The following is a 17,146-nucleotide window of genomic DNA, read 5'->3' as shown; positions in this document are numbered from 1 at the left end:
TATATTTGATTACTTCTCAATATTTCCGACATAGCAGCGCCTGTATTGTTCACAGTCTTCAAGGAATTTCAAAAATCTCAGCAAATCAGAGCATTTTTCTCTCACCAGAGACATAAAAGAGCGTTAGTTCCACAATGCTGGAAAAAAGTAGTTCTCGCGTGTACTGGGATGAAGCGTTTTGCTCAAATATCCGATTGATTGTTTCTGGTGCGAATACTCTTTCCATCAGCCCTCGAACCACCACACTAATTGGACTCTCTTTTACAAAACGCTCAAATATTGCTCCCAGCATTCACCATCTCCTCCGCTACTTTTTAGTTTGCGATCGCATGGCATTATTATCCGGCTATTTGTCACCTTGACAGGGCTAGCGATCGCTGTAAGATACTCACGTTCTCTTTTTGCCGTTAGCATTTCTGGTATCTTTGGTGCCATGTGAAAACCAAAATGCCACAATCCCCCATTGGCAACATCCATTCCTTCTTCTAGTCCAAAACCAGGAAGCCAAAACTCCATCAGTACCAATCGATGAACTTCTGTTGGATGTGCAGTTGCATAAGCATAGGCGACCATACCTCCTAAATCGTGTCCAACCAAATTAATCTGGTGAAATCCTAACTGGTTAATAAGTTGATAAATATCCTCCGCTACAGTTCGCTTGTCATAACCAGTTTCAGGTTTTGAGGAATCACCAAGCCCCCGCATATCCGGTGCAATCACTGTATAGTTTTCAGCCAAAGTAGGCATGATTTTGCGCCATTCATACCAGGTTTGAGGCCAGCCGTGCAGCAGCACGAGTGGATAGCAGCACGAGTGGATCGCCATGCCCACCAATAACATAGTGAATTTGCGTTTCATTCACTTGTGCGGTTCTATGAGTAAATGTTTTGGCGAATTCTGGCGAGTTAAACTCTACATTAGACATAACCACCGCCTGCTTGGAAGGTGTGTCCTGTTATCCAGCGACATTTCTCACTGACAACAAATGCGATGACATCGGCAATATCTTCTGGTTTGCCAAGCCGATTGAAGGGCGATCGCTCTGTTGCTGCGGTAGCATCATCACCAGAGTTGGCGAACATTTCGGTTTCAGTCGGCCCTGGTGAGACTGTGTTGACAGTAATGCCGCGATCGCCCAGTTCCATCGATAGAACTTTGCCCATGAGTTCAATGGCTGCTTTACTGCCGCAATACAAACTGAATCCCGGCATTGGGCGGACAACCAAACCGCTGGAAATATTGACAATTCGCCCGTTGTTATTGAGACGATTGGCAGCTTCTTTCATACACAGAAAGGTTCCTTTGGCGTTCAGTCCAAACACTTTGTCAAATGCAGCTTCATCCATCTCGGCAACAGGGCCGCCTACTCCTGTTCCAGCGTTGTTGATGAGAATGTCGAGTGTGCCAAACTGCTGCTGGGCTTCCTCAAACAGTTTTGTCACTTCGTCGCCGTTACTCAGGTTTGCTTGAATTGCAACTGCTTCACCACCGTTAGTTTTGATTTTATCGACGATTTCGTTTGCCGAATCTGCATGACCACCATAGTGAACCACAACCTTGGCTCCTTCTTGCGCCAATCGTTCACAAATCGCCGAACCAATGCCGCCTGAACCACCTGTAACGATCGCTACTTTATCCGTTAAGCTACCCATGATATCCCTTGTGTAAATTGTGCCAATGATTAATACCAACTCTTCAAAATTCTGTAACAGATTCAAACCCACAAACCCAGATTAAATTTGACGCTTCTTAATTACGTAGCTTGCTTCTCGCCAAAGGCGAGTATTACGAATTACGAATTACGAATTAGTGTTGTATCTGTGTAAAATCTGACGGAAGTTACTAAACCTGCTTGATTGCGATCGGTGAAGGCGACTGCCCGCAGGGTTACAGCTTCTCCATCCTGGCGTTTGTAATGGTTTAAGGCTTCTAGAACAAAAAACAAATCGCTGCCGTAAATGTTCAGCAAGTCGTGTTCCAAGCTATCAAATGTCATCCAGTAATTTGAGAGAAACTGGACAATCGCCTCTTTGCCTTGAACAGGAGGCTGATTGTTGGAGTGCATTACGCAATCCTCTGTGAGGAAGCTACTATACAGTTCCACGTTTTTGGTATCTATAGCTTGTAAATACGCAAGATACCATTCGTAGTTCTGGGGTGAAAGTTGATTAATTCTCAGCTTGTCAGTTTTCACAGGTTTACTGTTCCTGGTAGTTCCATAGCAAGCCGCCGTCAACATAAAAGGTGGAACCTGTGATGTAATTAGCATCAGATGAAGCTAAGAATGCCACTAGATTCGAGACATCCTCTGGTTTGCCTAACCGTCCCAGCGGAATATTTTTTAGCACGGCGTTGAGTTTTTCTTTGTCTTCGAGTAAATTTTTATTAATTGGAGTTGCGATCGCTCCTGGAGCAACGTTATTAATTGTAATTCCCAAAGGGCCTAACTCCACTGCCAGATTTCGCATCATCATCTTAACGCCGCCTTTGCTGACGCAATATGCAGTGAAATGTGGGAACGGCAGTTCTTCGTGAACCGAGCTAATATTAATGATTTTGCCAGGACGGTTTGTTTGCTTGAGATGCTTCACAAAAGCTTGAGCAGCAAAGAACACACCTTTCAAATTGACATCTGTCACCTTGTCGTAGTCTTCTTCACTCACGTCCCAAAAGTCTGCTCGTTTTTCCAGTCCGGCATTGTTCACGAGAATGTCTACTTGGCCGAAGTGGTCAATACTTTCACTAATTAATCGTTGAACTTCACTAACTTGTCCTAAATCAGCTTGAATTGTTGTGCCTACATCAGATTGCGCCATGTGACATTTGCCGCCAGCGGCCTGCACTTGATTTAATGTCTCCTGCGCTCCTTCAGGATGAGAGCGGTAGTTAATCACTACACTAGCTCCATCTTGGGCCAGCCGGATAGCGATCGCTTGTCCGATCCCTTGACTACTGCCCGTTACCAACGCCACTTTTCCATCAAGTTTCATCGAGTTCTCCTTTGACAGTTGAAAATTGCTTGAATTTAAGTACTTATGCATAAATCTGTATTTCTTCCCTGTTCCCTGTTGCCTTTCTTAACTAAATCCCACATTCCGCACTTCAAAATGCAATACATTGATGTTTCAAATAATATTACCAATCCTAATGTATATAATTAGTATTAATACTGAGGAGAATGGTAGGCGTGCGATCGCACGCCTACCATTTTTTCGGGCTATTTTGTAATACATTGTGTAGCACAATACCTTCGCCAAAAAAAGAGTATGAAGAGAGAGGGCCGATGTAGTAGAGTTGTTATCTTCCACAACGACAACTCAAAAGCTACTCTTCAGCCCATGTTCGACATCCTAGCACTGTTACAATGCCTCCTACCGCAGATCAAAGTTAAGACGATGCGCCAAATGAACCAGATCATCACGCTTTGTGCGGTCTATTCGTGGGTCTGACATCTGTGCAAAGTGGTCAGCAATGGTGATTTTTGGCTTGAGCTTCATCCAAACGAATGTGCAGCGTGCTTTTTTTCTTGAGGGTATCTTTTGACAATATCCAGCATGCTGGGACACCTGTTAGACCCCTACTCTTGTCCTCAATAATTTTGTGCTTTTTATTACTAGCGGCTTCCGGTTATGCCTCCAGAACTCTTTCTTGGTTCTGCCCATCAATATTTAGATGCGTTCGCCCTGACCAGTCAGGGCAAAATTTACCCCAAAGAACTCTCATTGGTTGGTATGTTTTCTACGGCTTGTATTAGTCATCTATCACGCATCAAAGACCAAATAAATTTCTAAAACTGTATGAAATGCTACTTTTTACCAATAAATTTGGTAAATATTTCGTACCGAACAAATGCTCTGTTTATTGTAATTTGGGGCTTTTGAGCCAAAATAGCAGATAAAAAGTAGCCACCCGCAAAAATAAATTGCGCTTCGCAAGCAAATTTGCAATTTCTGTGATAGTCTTTTTGTATGGGGAATCAAGACAGCGAAAGCACAGTCATGTCGTCAAAGAGAAATGATATAAACTCAAAGACCTCACTTTCGCCTTGCCAGATGCAATGTTTAAATCCGCTACGGCTTTTTGAAACTAAGAGACAAAGCCAATGAAGCAGGATAGTGACCTCCGTAATAACTTGAAGTCAATTAGAACTCGTTTAGGCATGAGCCAACAAGATTTGGCTAACATCGCTAGTGTGACTCGTCAGACTATTAGTGGTGTAGAATCGGGACAATATGCTCCCTCAGTAGCCATAACACTTCGCTTGGCCAAAGCGCTTGGCTGTCAAGTTGAGGATCTATTTTGGTTAGAGCGGGATTTACCTGAAATTGAAGCCGTTCTTGCCAAACCTGTTCCTAATGGTCAGCAACTACGAGTTAGCATGGCTCGTGTGGGAGGACAATGGATAGCTTATCCCTTGATTGGCAAGGATGCTTTTCGCCAAGATATGATTCCGGCTGATGGTGAAGCAGTTGCGGTGAGCCACCCCTTTGCGGGGGTTCCCACGGCAGTTCCTTCAAGTCGGCAAAGCCGCCCAACGGACTGCCTCCCCGTTGTAGGGAGTGGCGTTAGCGCAAGCGGTAGCGACGAAGGAGCGTCACCCGTAAGGGTGGACGGGTTAAGAGGCATAAGCAAACTGCTGTTCCCCGAAGGGGTTCCCGCAGGGTACCCGAAGGGTGAAAGTACAAGCCTTACAGGTACAAATAAAGTTCGAGTCCGTCTTTTAGACGATAATCTCGACACACTTCACAACACCGTTGTGATTGCTGGTTGTGCCCCTGTGATTTCACTATGGGCAAGAGCCACCGAACGCTGGCATCCCCAACTGCGAGTCCAATATAACTTCGCCAATAGCATGGCTGCATTGCACAGTTTATGCAGAGGTGAGGCGCACATCGCTGGGATGCATCTGTACGATCCTGAGACTGGTGAGTATAATACTCCCTTTGTTCGAGATGTTCTGGCTCTTAGGGAAGCAGTTCTGATTACCCTTGGTGTTTGGGAGGAGGGACTTTTGTTGAAGTCAGGGAACCCAATGGGAATTAGAACAGTTAGCGACTTAGTGGCTGGGGGAGCGACTATTGTCAATCGTGAAATAGGTTCTGGTAGTCGGATGCTTTTGGAACAAACACTCCAAAAAGAGCAGATACCGTTCGATGCTGTTCAGGGCTTTGATAATGTACTCAAAAGTCACCAAGATGTTGCCCAAGCTGTAGTAGGAGGAGTTGCCGATGCAGGTATGAGTACAGCATCAGTAGCTACCGCCTTTGGGCTGGGATTTATCCCTTTACATCGGTCACGATATGATTTGGTGATTCTCAAGGAATATCTGGAAGAAGCACCTGTACAGCAGTTGCTCAGTACTTTGGGACATCGGATGGTTCACTCACAATTTGAAATTCTTGGCGGTTACGATATCAGCAAAATCGGGGAAGTTGTAGCAACTGTTTAGAGTGGATTGCAATGGTTGGTTGTGTGGTTAAAGGAAAACTTGGCGTAAATTTAAATCCTGCTGCAACCGCTCTTTAGGTATGAGCAACCTTCAGGAGATTACAACAAATGATAATGCTGAATTCGTAATGACGCTCGTTCCGACGCTCGTTCCTCGCTAACGCTACGCTATCGCTAACGCTACGCTAACTTAATTCGGGTTGAAATTAGATTTCCAGCTTGGAATCTGTAGCTTTCTTTTTTCCAATTGGTATTACTACCGCCAGAGAAATCATTTGAGTGAGCGGATAGTAATACTTGCAATATTCCTTGAGTGATGTCTTATCGCTCTAGCTATTAGTCAGAAAAAACAATGACTAATGGCCAACGAAAACTGACCAAAACTTAAATATGTTCTTTCTTCGGACTCTTTTTGCTGTAGAACGAGCACCTCCAACAACGTTCTACATAAGGTTACTGCTGTAACTTGACAGCAAGTACCTCCGGTAGGCACTTTGTGCCAACGCCTGATAAACCGACAGACTCACCAAACAAACAATTACAGGATCAATCATCATGTCCGACGAAAAAATTAGACAGAGTCGTGTTACAAAAAAACTTCGCCGCCGTTTTGATTTCACACAATCTGCGATGCTTGGGTTGGGCGTACCCCTACTTAAAAGCCAGCTACGCGTTAGCGGAGCCTCTATCTCCGACACGCTACGGGAACGTAGAGAAGCCATTGCACCATCTGCGCTCACTTGGTTCGAGGTCATTGGCTACACAGTTTTATTAGAGCCAGACATTATTCTAGGTAAGCACCAGATAGGGCGGAGTAGTTATAGTGATGTGGTTTTGTATCAGCGCCTCCATAGCGCTTTGCAGAAAATTAACCCGACAAAACCGGATGAAGCGATCGCACCAGTAGGGCGAGGTAGTATATACGCACGAGTCCTTTGACGCCGCCCAAAAGCTTACCCTTTGATGACTAAGCCCCGCCATGAATGGGAGCAGGCAATTGCAAACTGCTTGAACCACAAGTATTTCCGCTTTTCAAGCGTGCCATTTATTCATGACTCTAAATATTTGCTATGACTTCTCCCATTTTGCTGATGTCATAGTCACCGAGAACCTGTAATTGCGATCGCACTAGCTGATATCCCAAGATAGCGAGGGATGATTGAATAAATGTTACTCCTTGTCTATCATGCTTGTTCCCAGAAAAGCCGGATTGGAATCGGCGTGGGTTCTCGGTTCTCGGTGCTGTTTCTGGGACACTAGCTTGTCTTAGTGCATTAGAGGTAATAAAGCTGATTACTAAGTTTAGTGAACCCTTATTGTCACAACTGCTGACAATTGACTTGATGCGAATGGAATTTGCTAAACGACATTCTTATCACGATTTTTCATGTCTGGTGTGTGGTAGCAGTTCTTGCTTGGAAAATTCGTAAATAGTTGGATAATTGTAGCGATCGCTCCATAAGCAGATCGCCACAACTTATCTACTCATTTCGAGCTATTCTGTAGCAATTATGACATCTGACGCTTTAATCACAGCGATCGCTTGTTTTCCCTCTTGAAGTTGGAGATGCTCTACCGACTCCTTGGTAATAATTGCAGTTACTTCCACCCCAGGCACAATTTCTAATGTTACCTCAGAGTTGACTGCTCCTGAATGAATTTTCTTAATAGTTCCTTTTAAGGAATTACGAGCGCTAACTTCCATATTTTGATCCTCCCTAGTTAAAAGATAATTCTGAACAGAGTAATACTAACAACTATCAGATTGTTGGATTATCCTCATTTAGTGGGATGCTATCTTCAGCCTTACAGAATAACTTAGATATCAGACTGGTATTAGAAGATGAACTCTCCGTTGTAGGCATCTTTAATCAGAAGGGTTTTCAGAAATATTTTGGTTTCAAAGGAGAAGGAGGAGCAGATAATATGACGATATTTGTCACATTAGTAACGTAACGACCTCCAGCTTTGTCACCTGGAACTACTAAACGAGCAAATCCTTCGTCTGTTAAAGGCACGACTTTACCATCACTACCTTTTTTTGCAAATGCAACTAGCACTGTTTTCCCTTCAAAGTTAGGTTGAATTTCACCAATAGCTACGACTGCACCATAGCAATCTGTAGCATCAACTAGAACATATTGCCTCAGAAAAGAGTTTTTACTATTCACCCCAGAATTCCCAGGTTTTAGACCACCTCCGGCTTTCGGATTATTAATCAATTCCCATAGAGGAACTCCATAGTATGTTTCTGTTCGTGGCCCTGAGCCGATTTGAAAGCTCACAGTGATTTCAGTAACTAATGCTGGATTTTGTTTTTTTAAAGCATCTTGTAAATTTCGCAGTTTTTGCAAGTTATAAGTGGCTGGATTATTGAGTTCTCCACCCAAGCGAAAACTTTGCGAAGAACCTCCAAGACACTTATTTTTATCCCAGACAGAAGGTGTTTTTTCTTCTTTTTCCGAGGGAAGACCACTCCTTGAGTCAGCTAAAGTAGGCTGCCATAAAACCAGTATCGATAGCATTAAAGACGCAATGGGTATCTGGCGAGTAAAACGCATAAAACATTTCTCCGTTTACTATTGAATATTGAAAAAGTTAGATAGTTTTGTTGAAAGCTGTTTGCTCACCAAAAATTAGTATCGTTATCGCCAAAACTGAGCAAGTTGACAATAAATTTTGTTAGAAAAAATAAAATCTTTAAATCATTCAACTTTCAACTCCTTACCAGACGATACAAAAGAGCTAGTTTTCAATATAAGTTATTAAAAACTAATAAATTAAAAGCCAAAGTTAGCCGCAAACCTCTTCTTCGGCTTGCGTTTTTCAAAATGGATAAGTGTATCTGTGTAATCTACTGAAGATAATACCAACTTATTGAGTAAATTACCATATTATTTGGTAATCAAACGCTAACAATATTAATTTTTATTTTTTTTTAAAATAGTTCAGCTTAATATTGTAAAGAAACTTGCTGTTGTTATTTGCCTTATAAATACCTGAGTTCGACGTAAGAAAAAGACTCTTCAACAGGCAGAAACGAAGTTTTATGGGTGCGGGTTAGATAATAGCAAGCGACAAAGTTTCATCTCTTAATAAATGTGCCTCTTGTAGTGAATCTAAATCTTGTGTCGTTAGATTTAATGAAGGTTTTTTATCTTGATATGTATAAGCTTATTATTCCAGCAATAACATTAACCATAAAATTACAAACGCTGCGGTGGCGAGTGTGTTGAACTTGGGAGATATTTTTCAATTGGTCATTAACCGTTTCTATCAGGGAACGCTTTCTCAATAAAATTTTATCAATTAAAGGCATTAAACGATTTTTCATAGTTTTTTTAAGAGTTGTAATAAGCTGAATATTTTGCTGTAAGAGAACGATATAATAGTTTTTGCGAAATATATCCGCGATCGCCAAATAATTTTCCAAAGAGATTTTTTGTCATTTCTGGTACAGGTTTACGGTCATCTACGTTAGCAGGGGTAATCATAAAAGATAAAATTTCTCGCCTCTTCATTAATTATTAAATGTAACTTAAAGCCAAAGTACCATCCTAAAGAACTCTTTCCCCAATTCGCCAAATTTTTGAAAACTCGATTACGCTTCGCTCTTTGATTTAAACATATTTCTAGGGAAGTTGAATCAATAAAATTGATGCCAGTACTTTGTCCACGACGCAGATGTAGATACCAACACAAGGGGATTAAAGCACTTTTCTCCAATTCTACAAATCGGTTGTAACTTACTAGTTGAGGAAAATATTTTGGGAAAAGACTACATACGTGCTTAGTATAATAATCCTTAAAGTTTCTATAAGATGATTGATGAAAATAAATAATTATTGTCATGACTTCGCTTAAGCATAAATTAGATTTTTTGTGACGTTTATGCTCACTGGTAGGCAATAGTTCTTGCTGCCAAATTTTTTCAAAATATGAACAAAAATATCGACCTCACAAAATAATTTTTCTAATTCCATATTTCCCCTTTATCAGAATTGAAATAATCACATAATCAATATTTGTTTAACATAAAAACTACGACTTTAAATCATCAGGGGACAAGGTTTGTTCATAAATTTTTGAAATTATTTTGGCGATTGATATTCGTGCTGATTTTTTATGTTTGAGAATTTTTTTAGCTATTTCAATTGCTTGACTATAACTAGGTATTGATTCTGTGACAAAATCAGATTTTCATTCTCGACTCTCAATATTAGATTGTGTGATTATTTCATGATTCGCTAATTCTGATTTTGTGATAGTTTCATAATCGGAGAAGTTAGATTTAATCATAAAATCATTACTTGCGGATTTTGATTCTGTGTCTAATTCAATGTTTTCGCCAGAATCAAGTCTACGAGCAAGCAACATTACTTGTGTCGCGATTAATTTTGGTACACGGATTGTAATTGTGTCTTTATTATTCCAAGTTGGTTTTCTGCCAGCATTTTCACGTCTTCCTCCCCTCAGATCCGGTTTTTGAGATTTTTTAGTGCCCATCACCATAATGAATTCATCACAAATTCATTCTCCCACTTTGAGTGCCTAAATATCCATTAATACATATATTGTCATTTATCAAAGCTTATTGACATAGGGTTAAATGGATATGTGTTGCTATATGCTCTACTCTGTCTAGTTTTCAGACTTTTTCTTACGTCGAACTCAGGTTTTATTGAATTGGAGGATGCGAAATGAAAACCCAGAAAGTAACTCATCAATCATCTTTGCCTTCAAACAGTCGTAATAAATTAGTTCTTCGTCGGACTCGAAAAAGATTCAACCCCAGGATTCTCATTGACCGCACCATAGAAACAACTGCAATCGCCTCTCTGCTCTTGACTGAGTTTTCAGGAGTAGGGGCAATCGGGTGCTGGGGGCTGGAGATTATCGAGACTAATAATCCCAACATAATTATCTCTGGCTGGCAATACCAGAAAAACAAAAGTCTTGGAGCTATGTTGGTCAGTTTTTCCGCCTTCTTAGGCAGTTCTCTAGTCGGAGCTAGTTTCAGTATTCAACGAGATAAATTTTAGAAGGAGAAACGTAAGAATTCAGCACTCAGGAGTCAGAAGCCAGAATTTAAAAGCAGTTCAGTATAATTCGCCTATTGATTGAGAAGAGTTCGACTAAATTTTCTAACATTCTGACTCCTGAATTCTGACTCCTAAATTCTTGCTAGAAATTACCTTATGTGTTCCTACGCAAATAAAAGGTAGTAATGATGGTAACCGCTCAATAATCCGGGGTAAATCGCTCAGTGACAAGGCTCAAATGGCGTAAACTCGTTCCTGAACTGGTAGTTCGCCCCGATTTATTGAGCGGATAGTAATGATGGATGAGCAGAACAATCAAAATTATCGTTCACAAAGTCGTTACTGACCGTCCCGCACGCAGGGGACCACGAGTTCAAAAACGCCGCCCCAAAGCTTACCCCTTCATGACAAAACCTCGACAAGAATTACGTAAACAACTGCAAACTTCTTAATTGGCAACTGTTTCCGCTTTTCTTAGTACTATTTGTCTTTAGGCTACAGTGACTTCTAGCGTATAAGAACCAGGATTAAAAAAGCCAGAATCGAAAGTCCCGCCATTTTGCGGGAAGTAATCATAATCACTTACTGAAATGGAGTAAGTACCTGCCCCTAGTGAAGCGGTGATTGATGGAGAATCACTAGAATTCAGTAAGTTCCCGGCACTATTAAATAGACCGATAACTGTATCGACAGTAAGATTCTCCGTGCTGATAGTCACAGTTCCTGGGTTGGCTAAAGAAAATGTGAAAAAGTCGAAATCAGGATTGTTCCCTGGAAGTCTTGCCAGTTGAGCAGAGGTATTAACTTCTGAACCTGATGTTAAAGTACCTAGCTCCTCAGCAGTGGCTAGTGTGTTGTTTGTCCCTTGTCCAGCATCTTCTTCTTCGTAGAACAGGAAGTCGTCACTATCAAGCCTCAGAGACGACGCTTGCACAACACCAACGAGTTCATCTAGCTCTCCCCCTGATTTGTCCAGAAATACACTTGTATTGGCTCCCACAGTCTGCAAGCGATAGTCTGCCAGTGTTCCTTTGAGCTGGATTGTATCTTCGTTGGAGTTGAAGCCACTGATGGTAGCGTAGTCTGCCAAACCACTACTTCCACTGTTGTTATCGTCATAGAAGACATTAGTAGCATCTCCAAGTAAGAACTGATCTTCCCCAGGCCCTCCAGTTAGGGTATCAACCTCCCCTAATCCAGGAGAATCAGAACCGTTAGTATCAACGCCTATGAGGACATCATTTCCAGGCCCTCCAAGGAGAGTGTCATTGCCGACCCCGCCACGGAGGGTGTCATCGCCTTCTCCTCCTTCGACTTGGTCATTGCCAGCCCCGCCAAACAGGCTGTCATTCCCATCCTCGCCCAAGACGAGGTCATTACCTTCCTGACCATCAAGAAAGTCATCGCCATCCCCACCAAGCAAGGTGTCATTGCCGCCTCTGCCAAAGAGGGTATCACTGCTGCCTCCTCCAATCAGGGAGTCGTTAAAACTAGAACCAAAGACTTGCTCGATATTGAACAGGACATCATTCCCATCTCCCCCACTGGCAGTTCCAGTGCCAAGGTCAACGGTGACTCCGGCAGTGGCATTTAAATAATCAGCAGTATTAATGCCAGTCCCACCAAAGAGTTGGTCATCCCCGCCTCCACCTTGGAGTTGGTCATTGTCATTTCCACCAAGCAGAATGTCATTGCCGCTGCCGCCTAGCAGGGTATCATTGCCTTCTCTACTAATGAGAGTGTCACTCCCGTCCTCACCTTGGAGTTGGTCATTACCAGCCCCACCAAGCAGGATGTCAATGCCGCTACCGCCAAGCAGGGAGTCATTGCCGTTCCCGCCATTGATAAAGTCGTCGTTAGTCCCGCCAAGGAGGGTGTCATTGCCGTTATCGCCAAAGACGCGGTCATTACCAGCCCCACCATTGACAGAGTCATTCCCGTCCCCACCACTGAGGAAGAAGTCATTGCCAGCTCCGCCAAAGAGGATGTCATTGAACCTAGAACCAACGACTCTTTCAATCTCCAACAGGACATCATTCCTGCCCTGCCCTCTAGCGGTTCCAGTGGCAAGGTTAATCGTGACTCCGGCAGTGGCACTGAAATAATCAGCAGTATCAACACCAGCTCCACCCAAGAGTCGGTTATTGCCAGTCCCACCACGCAAGGTGTCATCGCCAGCCCCACCACGGACAATATCGTTGCCTTCCTCGCCATCAAGCAGGTCATTGCCAACTCCACCATCAAGCAGGTCATTGCCACCTCTACCAAAGAGGGTGTCATTACCGCGCCCGCCAGTTAGGGAATCGTTGAAACCAGAACCAAAGACTTGTTCGATATTAAATAGGACATCATTCCCAGCCCCTCCACTGGCAGTTCCAGTCGCTAGGTTAACGGTGACACCAGCAGTGGTATTTGAATAGTCAGCAGTATCATTGCCAGTCCCACCAAAGATTTGGTCATCCCCGTCCCCCGCTTCGAGTCGGTCATTGCCAGCCCCGCCAAGGAGGATGTCATCGCCAGCCTGACCAATCAAGTTGTCATTGCCATCCTCGCCATCAATCTGGTCATCGCCAGCCCCGCCATTGAGCGTGTCAACCCCTTCCCCGCCAAAGAGTTGGTCTTTACCGTCTTCTCCAGCGAGTCGGTCATTTCCGTCCCCGCCTTCGAGAAGGTCATTGCCAACTCCACCAAGGAAAGCATCATTACCGAACCCACCAAGCAGGGTGTCGTCACCGCCTCTGCCAAGGAGTTGATCGTCCTCCTCCTCGCCTTCGAGAAGGTCATTGCCAGATCCACCAAGGAGGACATCATCGCCGAACCCACCAAGCAGGGTGTTCTCGCCGTCCTCACCATTGAGAAGGTCATTGCCGTCCTCGCCATTAAGCGAGTCATTGCCAGCCCCACCCAAGAGGTCATCATTGCCGCCCCGACCAAAGAGGTTATCATCACCGCCCTGACCAAGGATAGCGTCATTCTCAAACGTGCCAATTAGAGTGTTATTCCTGTTGTCTCCAATAATGTCTGCCATATCAATCCCCTCGGTTATAAGTTTGATTCAGAGATATTCGCTGGCAGAGGTGTCATCTATGAGTAGCCCTGCCAGCGGGGAGAAACCCTAGATAGGTAGTTCAAATAAATGCAGCATCTACTTAGACTGGTTTCGTAACCGCTCAATAATCCGGGGTAAATCGCTCAGTGACAAGACTCAAATGGCGTAAACTCGTTCCTGAACTGGTAGTTCGCCCCGATTTATTGAGCGGATACCTGGTTTCTTGGTCTAGACACTGCCTAAATAGCTATCACTAGCATAGGGCAAACGCATCTTATTTGCTACTAAAAACTAAGAGAGGAATGGCACTAAGAAAAGCTGTTACCAAGCTACTGGTTCCCCAAGATGGAAAAAACCACCACTGGGGCCATCATTTGGCAATATCGCTAATTCAACACCAGTTTTCGCGCCTGAGATGATGTCCATCATTGCACCTTCACCACCTAATTCGGTTTTTACCCAACCCGGATGAGCGCTATTAATCTTCACCGGAGTATTACGTAACTCATGAGCTAAATGAATAGTGAATGAGTTAACCGCTGCCTTGGAAGCATCATAAGCAAATGGTTTGGAATCATAGATGAATGAATTGGGGTCAGCATGAAGTGTTAACGAGCCTTCAATACTCGACATATTTACAATCCGACCGCTAGGGCTATTCAATATTAACGGCAATGCTCGTTGAGTCAATTCCACTAAGCCAAAAAAGTTGGTGTTAAATGTCTGTCGAATAATGTCTATAGAAATAGAACTAGCATTACTGGTTAACCAATCACCATCTAAAAACACACCAGCGTTATTAATCAAGACATCAAGCCTACCAAAAGAGTTACTAATCTGTTGAACAGCAGATTCAATTTGAGTACTATCAGTGATATCCAGGGCAATTGGGTGAGCTATAACTCCTTCATTCTCTAAGTTACTCGCTGCTGTTTTAGCTGCATCTAAACTACGAGCTGCTATAAGAATTGTCAATCCATGTTGTCCGAGTTGACGACTCATTTCCAGACCCAGACCTTTATTTGCACCAGTAATTAAAGCTACTTTGCTCTTGAGTTCGTCCTGCACCATAATTAAGCACTCCTGTGATGAATTTAGATCACATTTCAGAACAAGATGTTTAAGCTGAGTTTAAATACTGGGTTAATCGTCTCACAAAGTCTAAACATTGAAAACCTAGAAGAAAGGCTAGGTTAAACAGCAAACACTTGTTGGCATAATCATCGACGTGCTTTTGCGATTCGCTCTCGATCCCACTTCAGAAAAAAGCCCCAAAAACAGGGCTTTTTTCATCCCTATTTTTTTTGTCAACTCTGCCGCTTCCTTTGTGACACCCATCCTGTATCTGACTTTTCACGGGATGTGGAAAAGGAGAATTGGTTCGCGGATATTATCCGCGAACCAACAAGAGAGAAAAATGACTTGTGATTTTAGATATTGTCGTGGTAGGTGTGAGTAACATGAATGCAAATGAAAATCTTAGAGAAGAACCTGTATCGGGAATGTAACTTTGGAGACAAACGTTTAACCCAACGCGCAGCATTCATAGGTGAACTTTTATCGGTAAAATATGGTCAGCCTTTATCAAAAATATTTAAAACAGCTAGTGACCTAAAACGTGGTTACGAATTTTTCTCTAATCCAAAAACCAGTTTTGAAAAGTTGACTCAACCTTACTTTAAACAAACAGCCCAAGAAATAAACGGCGCTCCTGTAGTGCTAGCTGTAGGAGACACAACTTTTTTAGATTACAAAAAAATAGTAGAAAAAAGAGAAGAATACGGTCCAATAGGGAATGGTGGAAATGGATTAATTTTACATAGCTGTTTAGCTTTAGAACCAGATTTTGGGCAGCCTTAGGGTTATTGTGGGAGAAGCTATGGCATAGAGTACATATTGCTCCACAGCCGACTAATGAAACCCAAGAACTCAAAGAACAGCGTCTAAAAAAAGAGCAAAAAGCCAAAAGGAATAAAGCATTTAATGAGAAAGAATCTTATAGATGGGTCGAAGCTTTCTCAAAGATAGAAAAACTATTTTCTGGTTTAAAAATTTCGGGTGGTGGATTATTGTCGAAGATAATTCATGTCTTTGACAGAGAAGGAGATATTGGTGAAGTTTTTGCTCAAATCAGTCAAACTAAAAACACAGGTATAGTGGTCAGAGCCGCGCACAATCGTTGTCTAGAAGGAGAGAATGGACATCTTTGGGAATACGTAACCAAGAGTCCTGTGGGAGCAATGCGATTTTGTGAGATGACCCCTCCGGGAGAGCGATCGCCAAATAAATATTTTTTCTACTTAGTTCTTATAATAACAAAATTTCCCAAATAACCCGCAACATTTTATCTTCTTGAGATATCCCAAAAAGACAGAACTGAAATGATTTGACATTTATTGAAGTGAAAAGTCTACGGCAGGAGTTGGAGAGGATGTATCTATAGTCTTTTGATCACATAGTCCTTGAGAATCAGAAAAATTTTCTACTAAGCATTCAATAACCTCTTCAAGGGTTTCTGAGTCGGTTATTGCCAGTTCTTCTGATGAAACAGTCAATTTTTTCAGCCAATATGCTACACACTACTTTCATCATTTCATTTTTTGAAATTTTTCAGATTAGTATAAGCATTAATTAGATTTTAAGTAGTTGATATTACTTGAATATACGTAGCTGTGATTAGCGATCGCTCTTTGGGAAAAACTTTTTGGTTTACTGGTAGATACTTCCTATTTCAAAACTATTCCTGAAAGGAAATTTTACCTTTTTTTTAATCGCAACAATGTACAGAAACCTCGTTTTTGGTACAGGTTGTATATTCTAAATAATATTACTGTACTTATTGTATTAAATATTCAATTTCTACGTAAGATTTGATTAGCGATCGCTCTCCCGGAGAGGTCATCTCACAAAATGTCATTTTATACCAATTAGATGTGGAACAGCTTACTAAAACTAAACTGCTTTTGTTCTGGGGTCATGGGTAGATAAATACACTCCTCTTACTTATACTGACTGATTTTTGCCTTCTTTGCAAAAAACTGGGATGCTCCCGATTATGATATTTAAAGACAGCTTGTTGATGGCTACCCAAAGAATGTACTTTTTTCTGGGAATTGTAACCCACTCTTCCCCATTCAACAGTGAGACTACTGCTTTCAACTTTCGCACTCCAGAATTTATTACTGTTGTTAGCAGCGTCTACATAAACTAGATATGAATACATAATTTTCATGCTGTCATTAGTGAAAAAGTGAATATCTGAAAACTGGATACTCACTTGTAGTTAGTTATTCAATCGTCAACAATCGGGCGTTGCCCCAACGTAATTGATGCTGCAAGGCTTCTAATAAAGTTTCAGCTTCATCAACGGTTAATCCACTTATCTCAGTGCAGATACTATACAAATTTTCTGGGATAGAATCTGGGATCACCAACTCGTACAGTGCATCATTTAATGCTGCTGAGACTAGTGGTCTGTCTCATTAATTTTGAGGGGTAATGTTGTATCCTGATTACAGAGCAATGTGGACTCAACAAAGCCACAAGCCCAGGTGCGATCGCTAGCAAAAAAAAGTGTATGAGTAAGAAGTATAAAATTGAACTCAGC

At 42.2% G+C, this 17,146-nt stretch carries 18 protein-coding genes and 3 pseudogenes; 7 read left to right on the top strand and 14 right to left on the bottom strand.

The genetic code is table 11. The features are described from left to right. Nucleotides 1-261: 261 nt before the first annotated feature. From LC653_RS39225 to LC653_RS39205, 5 genes are all read right to left on the bottom strand, one after another. On the bottom strand, nucleotides 262-747 hold the full coding sequence (locus LC653_RS39225) for an alpha/beta fold hydrolase (RefSeq protein WP_229500732.1): 486 nt from the start codon (nucleotides 745-747) through the stop codon (nucleotides 262-264). Between the two features lie 13 nt (nucleotides 748-760). Further along, entirely contained in the window at nucleotides 761-925 is a 165-nt protein-coding gene (locus tag LC653_RS39220) for a hypothetical protein (protein ID WP_229500731.1), read from the bottom strand. After that, nucleotides 918-1,718 carry a glucose 1-dehydrogenase gene (locus LC653_RS39215; protein ID WP_229500730.1) on the bottom strand — a complete coding sequence of 267 codons (801 nt, stop codon included), beginning with the start codon at nucleotides 1,716-1,718 and terminating at the stop codon, nucleotides 918-920. The genes LC653_RS39220 and LC653_RS39215 overlap by 8 nt, the downstream gene beginning before the upstream one ends. A gap of 74 nt (nucleotides 1,719-1,792) precedes the next feature. Then, complete coding sequence (locus LC653_RS39210) at nucleotides 1,793-2,194, bottom strand: nuclear transport factor 2 family protein (RefSeq protein WP_229500729.1); 402 nt, start codon at nucleotides 2,192-2,194, stop codon at nucleotides 1,793-1,795. Nucleotides 2,195-2,198: 4 nt separating this feature from the next. Continuing rightward, nucleotides 2,199-2,990, bottom strand: coding sequence for a glucose 1-dehydrogenase (locus tag LC653_RS39205; protein ID WP_229500728.1), 792 nt, complete (start codon nucleotides 2,988-2,990; stop codon nucleotides 2,199-2,201). Between the two features lie 639 nt (nucleotides 2,991-3,629). Between LC653_RS39205 and LC653_RS39200 the strand changes: the two genes are divergently transcribed. From LC653_RS39200 to LC653_RS39185, 4 genes and pseudogenes are all read left to right on the top strand, one after another. Next, entirely contained in the window at nucleotides 3,630-3,791 is a 162-nt protein-coding gene (locus LC653_RS39200) for a hypothetical protein (protein WP_229500727.1), read from the top strand. Nucleotides 3,792-4,102: 311 nt separating this feature from the next. Further along, complete coding sequence (locus tag LC653_RS39195; RefSeq protein WP_229500726.1) at nucleotides 4,103-5,449, top strand: XRE family transcriptional regulator; 1,347 nt, start codon at nucleotides 4,103-4,105, stop codon at nucleotides 5,447-5,449. Between the two features lie 554 nt (nucleotides 5,450-6,003). Continuing rightward, nucleotides 6,004-6,387, top strand: coding sequence for a hypothetical protein (locus tag LC653_RS39190; RefSeq protein ID WP_229500725.1), 384 nt, complete (start codon nucleotides 6,004-6,006; stop codon nucleotides 6,385-6,387). Nucleotides 6,388-6,617: 230 nt separating this feature from the next. Next, nucleotides 6,618-6,878, top strand: a pseudogene (locus LC653_RS39185) (HesA/MoeB/ThiF family protein); the annotation flags it as partial. A 65-nt stretch (nucleotides 6,879-6,943) separates the two neighbouring features. On the opposite strand, the gene LC653_RS39180 reads toward LC653_RS39185, so the two are convergent. From LC653_RS39180 to LC653_RS39165, 4 genes and pseudogenes are all read right to left on the bottom strand, one after another. After that, the gene (locus LC653_RS39180; RefSeq protein ID WP_229500724.1) at nucleotides 6,944-7,153 is read right to left on the bottom strand and encodes a TOBE domain-containing protein; all 210 of its coding nucleotides are present in this window, start codon (nucleotides 7,151-7,153) and stop codon (nucleotides 6,944-6,946) included. Between the two features lie 178 nt (nucleotides 7,154-7,331). Further along, nucleotides 7,332-8,009, bottom strand: coding sequence for a hypothetical protein (locus tag LC653_RS39175; RefSeq protein ID WP_229500723.1), 678 nt, complete (start codon nucleotides 8,007-8,009; stop codon nucleotides 7,332-7,334). Between the two features lie 499 nt (nucleotides 8,010-8,508). After that, nucleotides 8,509-9,431 (bottom strand): annotated as a pseudogene (locus LC653_RS39170) (IS982 family transposase). 217 nt (nucleotides 9,432-9,648) lie between these two features. Then, nucleotides 9,649-9,954 (bottom strand): hypothetical protein, encoded by a 306-nt coding sequence (locus LC653_RS39165; RefSeq protein WP_229500722.1) that lies wholly within the window; start codon nucleotides 9,952-9,954, stop codon nucleotides 9,649-9,651. A 194-nt stretch (nucleotides 9,955-10,148) separates the two neighbouring features. Between LC653_RS39165 and LC653_RS39160 the strand changes: the two genes are divergently transcribed. Further along, nucleotides 10,149-10,490: a hypothetical protein gene (locus tag LC653_RS39160; protein ID WP_229500721.1), complete on the top strand. Its 342-nt coding sequence runs from the start codon at nucleotides 10,149-10,151 to the stop codon at nucleotides 10,488-10,490. A gap of 490 nt (nucleotides 10,491-10,980) precedes the next feature. Here LC653_RS39160 and LC653_RS39155 read toward each other — a convergent pair whose 3' ends face one another. Together LC653_RS39155 and LC653_RS39150 are read right to left on the bottom strand one after the other, a co-directional pair. Further along, entirely contained in the window at nucleotides 10,981-13,518 is a 2,538-nt protein-coding gene (locus tag LC653_RS39155; RefSeq protein ID WP_229500720.1) for a pre-peptidase C-terminal domain-containing protein, read from the bottom strand. Nucleotides 13,519-13,860: 342 nt separating this feature from the next. Then, nucleotides 13,861-14,610: an SDR family oxidoreductase gene (locus tag LC653_RS39150; RefSeq protein ID WP_229500719.1), complete on the bottom strand. Its 750-nt coding sequence runs from the start codon at nucleotides 14,608-14,610 to the stop codon at nucleotides 13,861-13,863. 393 nt (nucleotides 14,611-15,003) lie between these two features. Here LC653_RS39150 and LC653_RS39145 point away from each other — a divergent pair, with 393 nt between their 5' ends. Both LC653_RS39145 and LC653_RS39140 read left to right on the top strand, forming a co-directional pair. Further along, nucleotides 15,004-15,399 (top strand): IS4/Tn5 family transposase DNA-binding protein, encoded by a 396-nt coding sequence (locus LC653_RS39145; protein ID WP_229500718.1) that lies wholly within the window; start codon nucleotides 15,004-15,006, stop codon nucleotides 15,397-15,399. Nucleotides 15,400-15,404: 5 nt separating this feature from the next. Then, nucleotides 15,405-15,872, top strand: coding sequence for a hypothetical protein (locus LC653_RS39140; RefSeq protein ID WP_229500717.1), 468 nt, complete (start codon nucleotides 15,405-15,407; stop codon nucleotides 15,870-15,872). Between the two features lie 60 nt (nucleotides 15,873-15,932). Here the strand turns inward: LC653_RS39140 and LC653_RS39135 are convergent, their stop codons facing one another. From LC653_RS39135 to LC653_RS39125, 3 genes and pseudogenes are all read right to left on the bottom strand, one after another. Further along, nucleotides 15,933-16,094, bottom strand: coding sequence for a hypothetical protein (locus tag LC653_RS39135; protein ID WP_229500716.1), 162 nt, complete (start codon nucleotides 16,092-16,094; stop codon nucleotides 15,933-15,935). A 497-nt stretch (nucleotides 16,095-16,591) separates the two neighbouring features. Beyond that, nucleotides 16,592-16,762 (bottom strand): annotated as a pseudogene (locus tag LC653_RS39130) (WGR domain-containing protein); the annotation flags it as partial. A 64-nt stretch (nucleotides 16,763-16,826) separates the two neighbouring features. Next, nucleotides 16,827-16,973 carry a hypothetical protein gene (locus LC653_RS39125; RefSeq protein ID WP_229500715.1) on the bottom strand — a complete coding sequence of 49 codons (147 nt, stop codon included), beginning with the start codon at nucleotides 16,971-16,973 and terminating at the stop codon, nucleotides 16,827-16,829. Between the last annotated feature and the right edge of the window lie 173 nt (nucleotides 16,974-17,146).

The sequence above is a fragment of the Nostoc mirabile CHAB5784 genome (assembly GCF_020829645.1).
Taxonomy (GTDB): Bacteria; Cyanobacteriota; Cyanobacteriia; order Cyanobacteriales; family Nostocaceae; genus Nostoc; species Nostoc mirabile.
The sequence above is the reverse complement of the archived record's forward strand: the minus strand, read 5'-3'. Positions and strand labels throughout refer to the sequence as shown.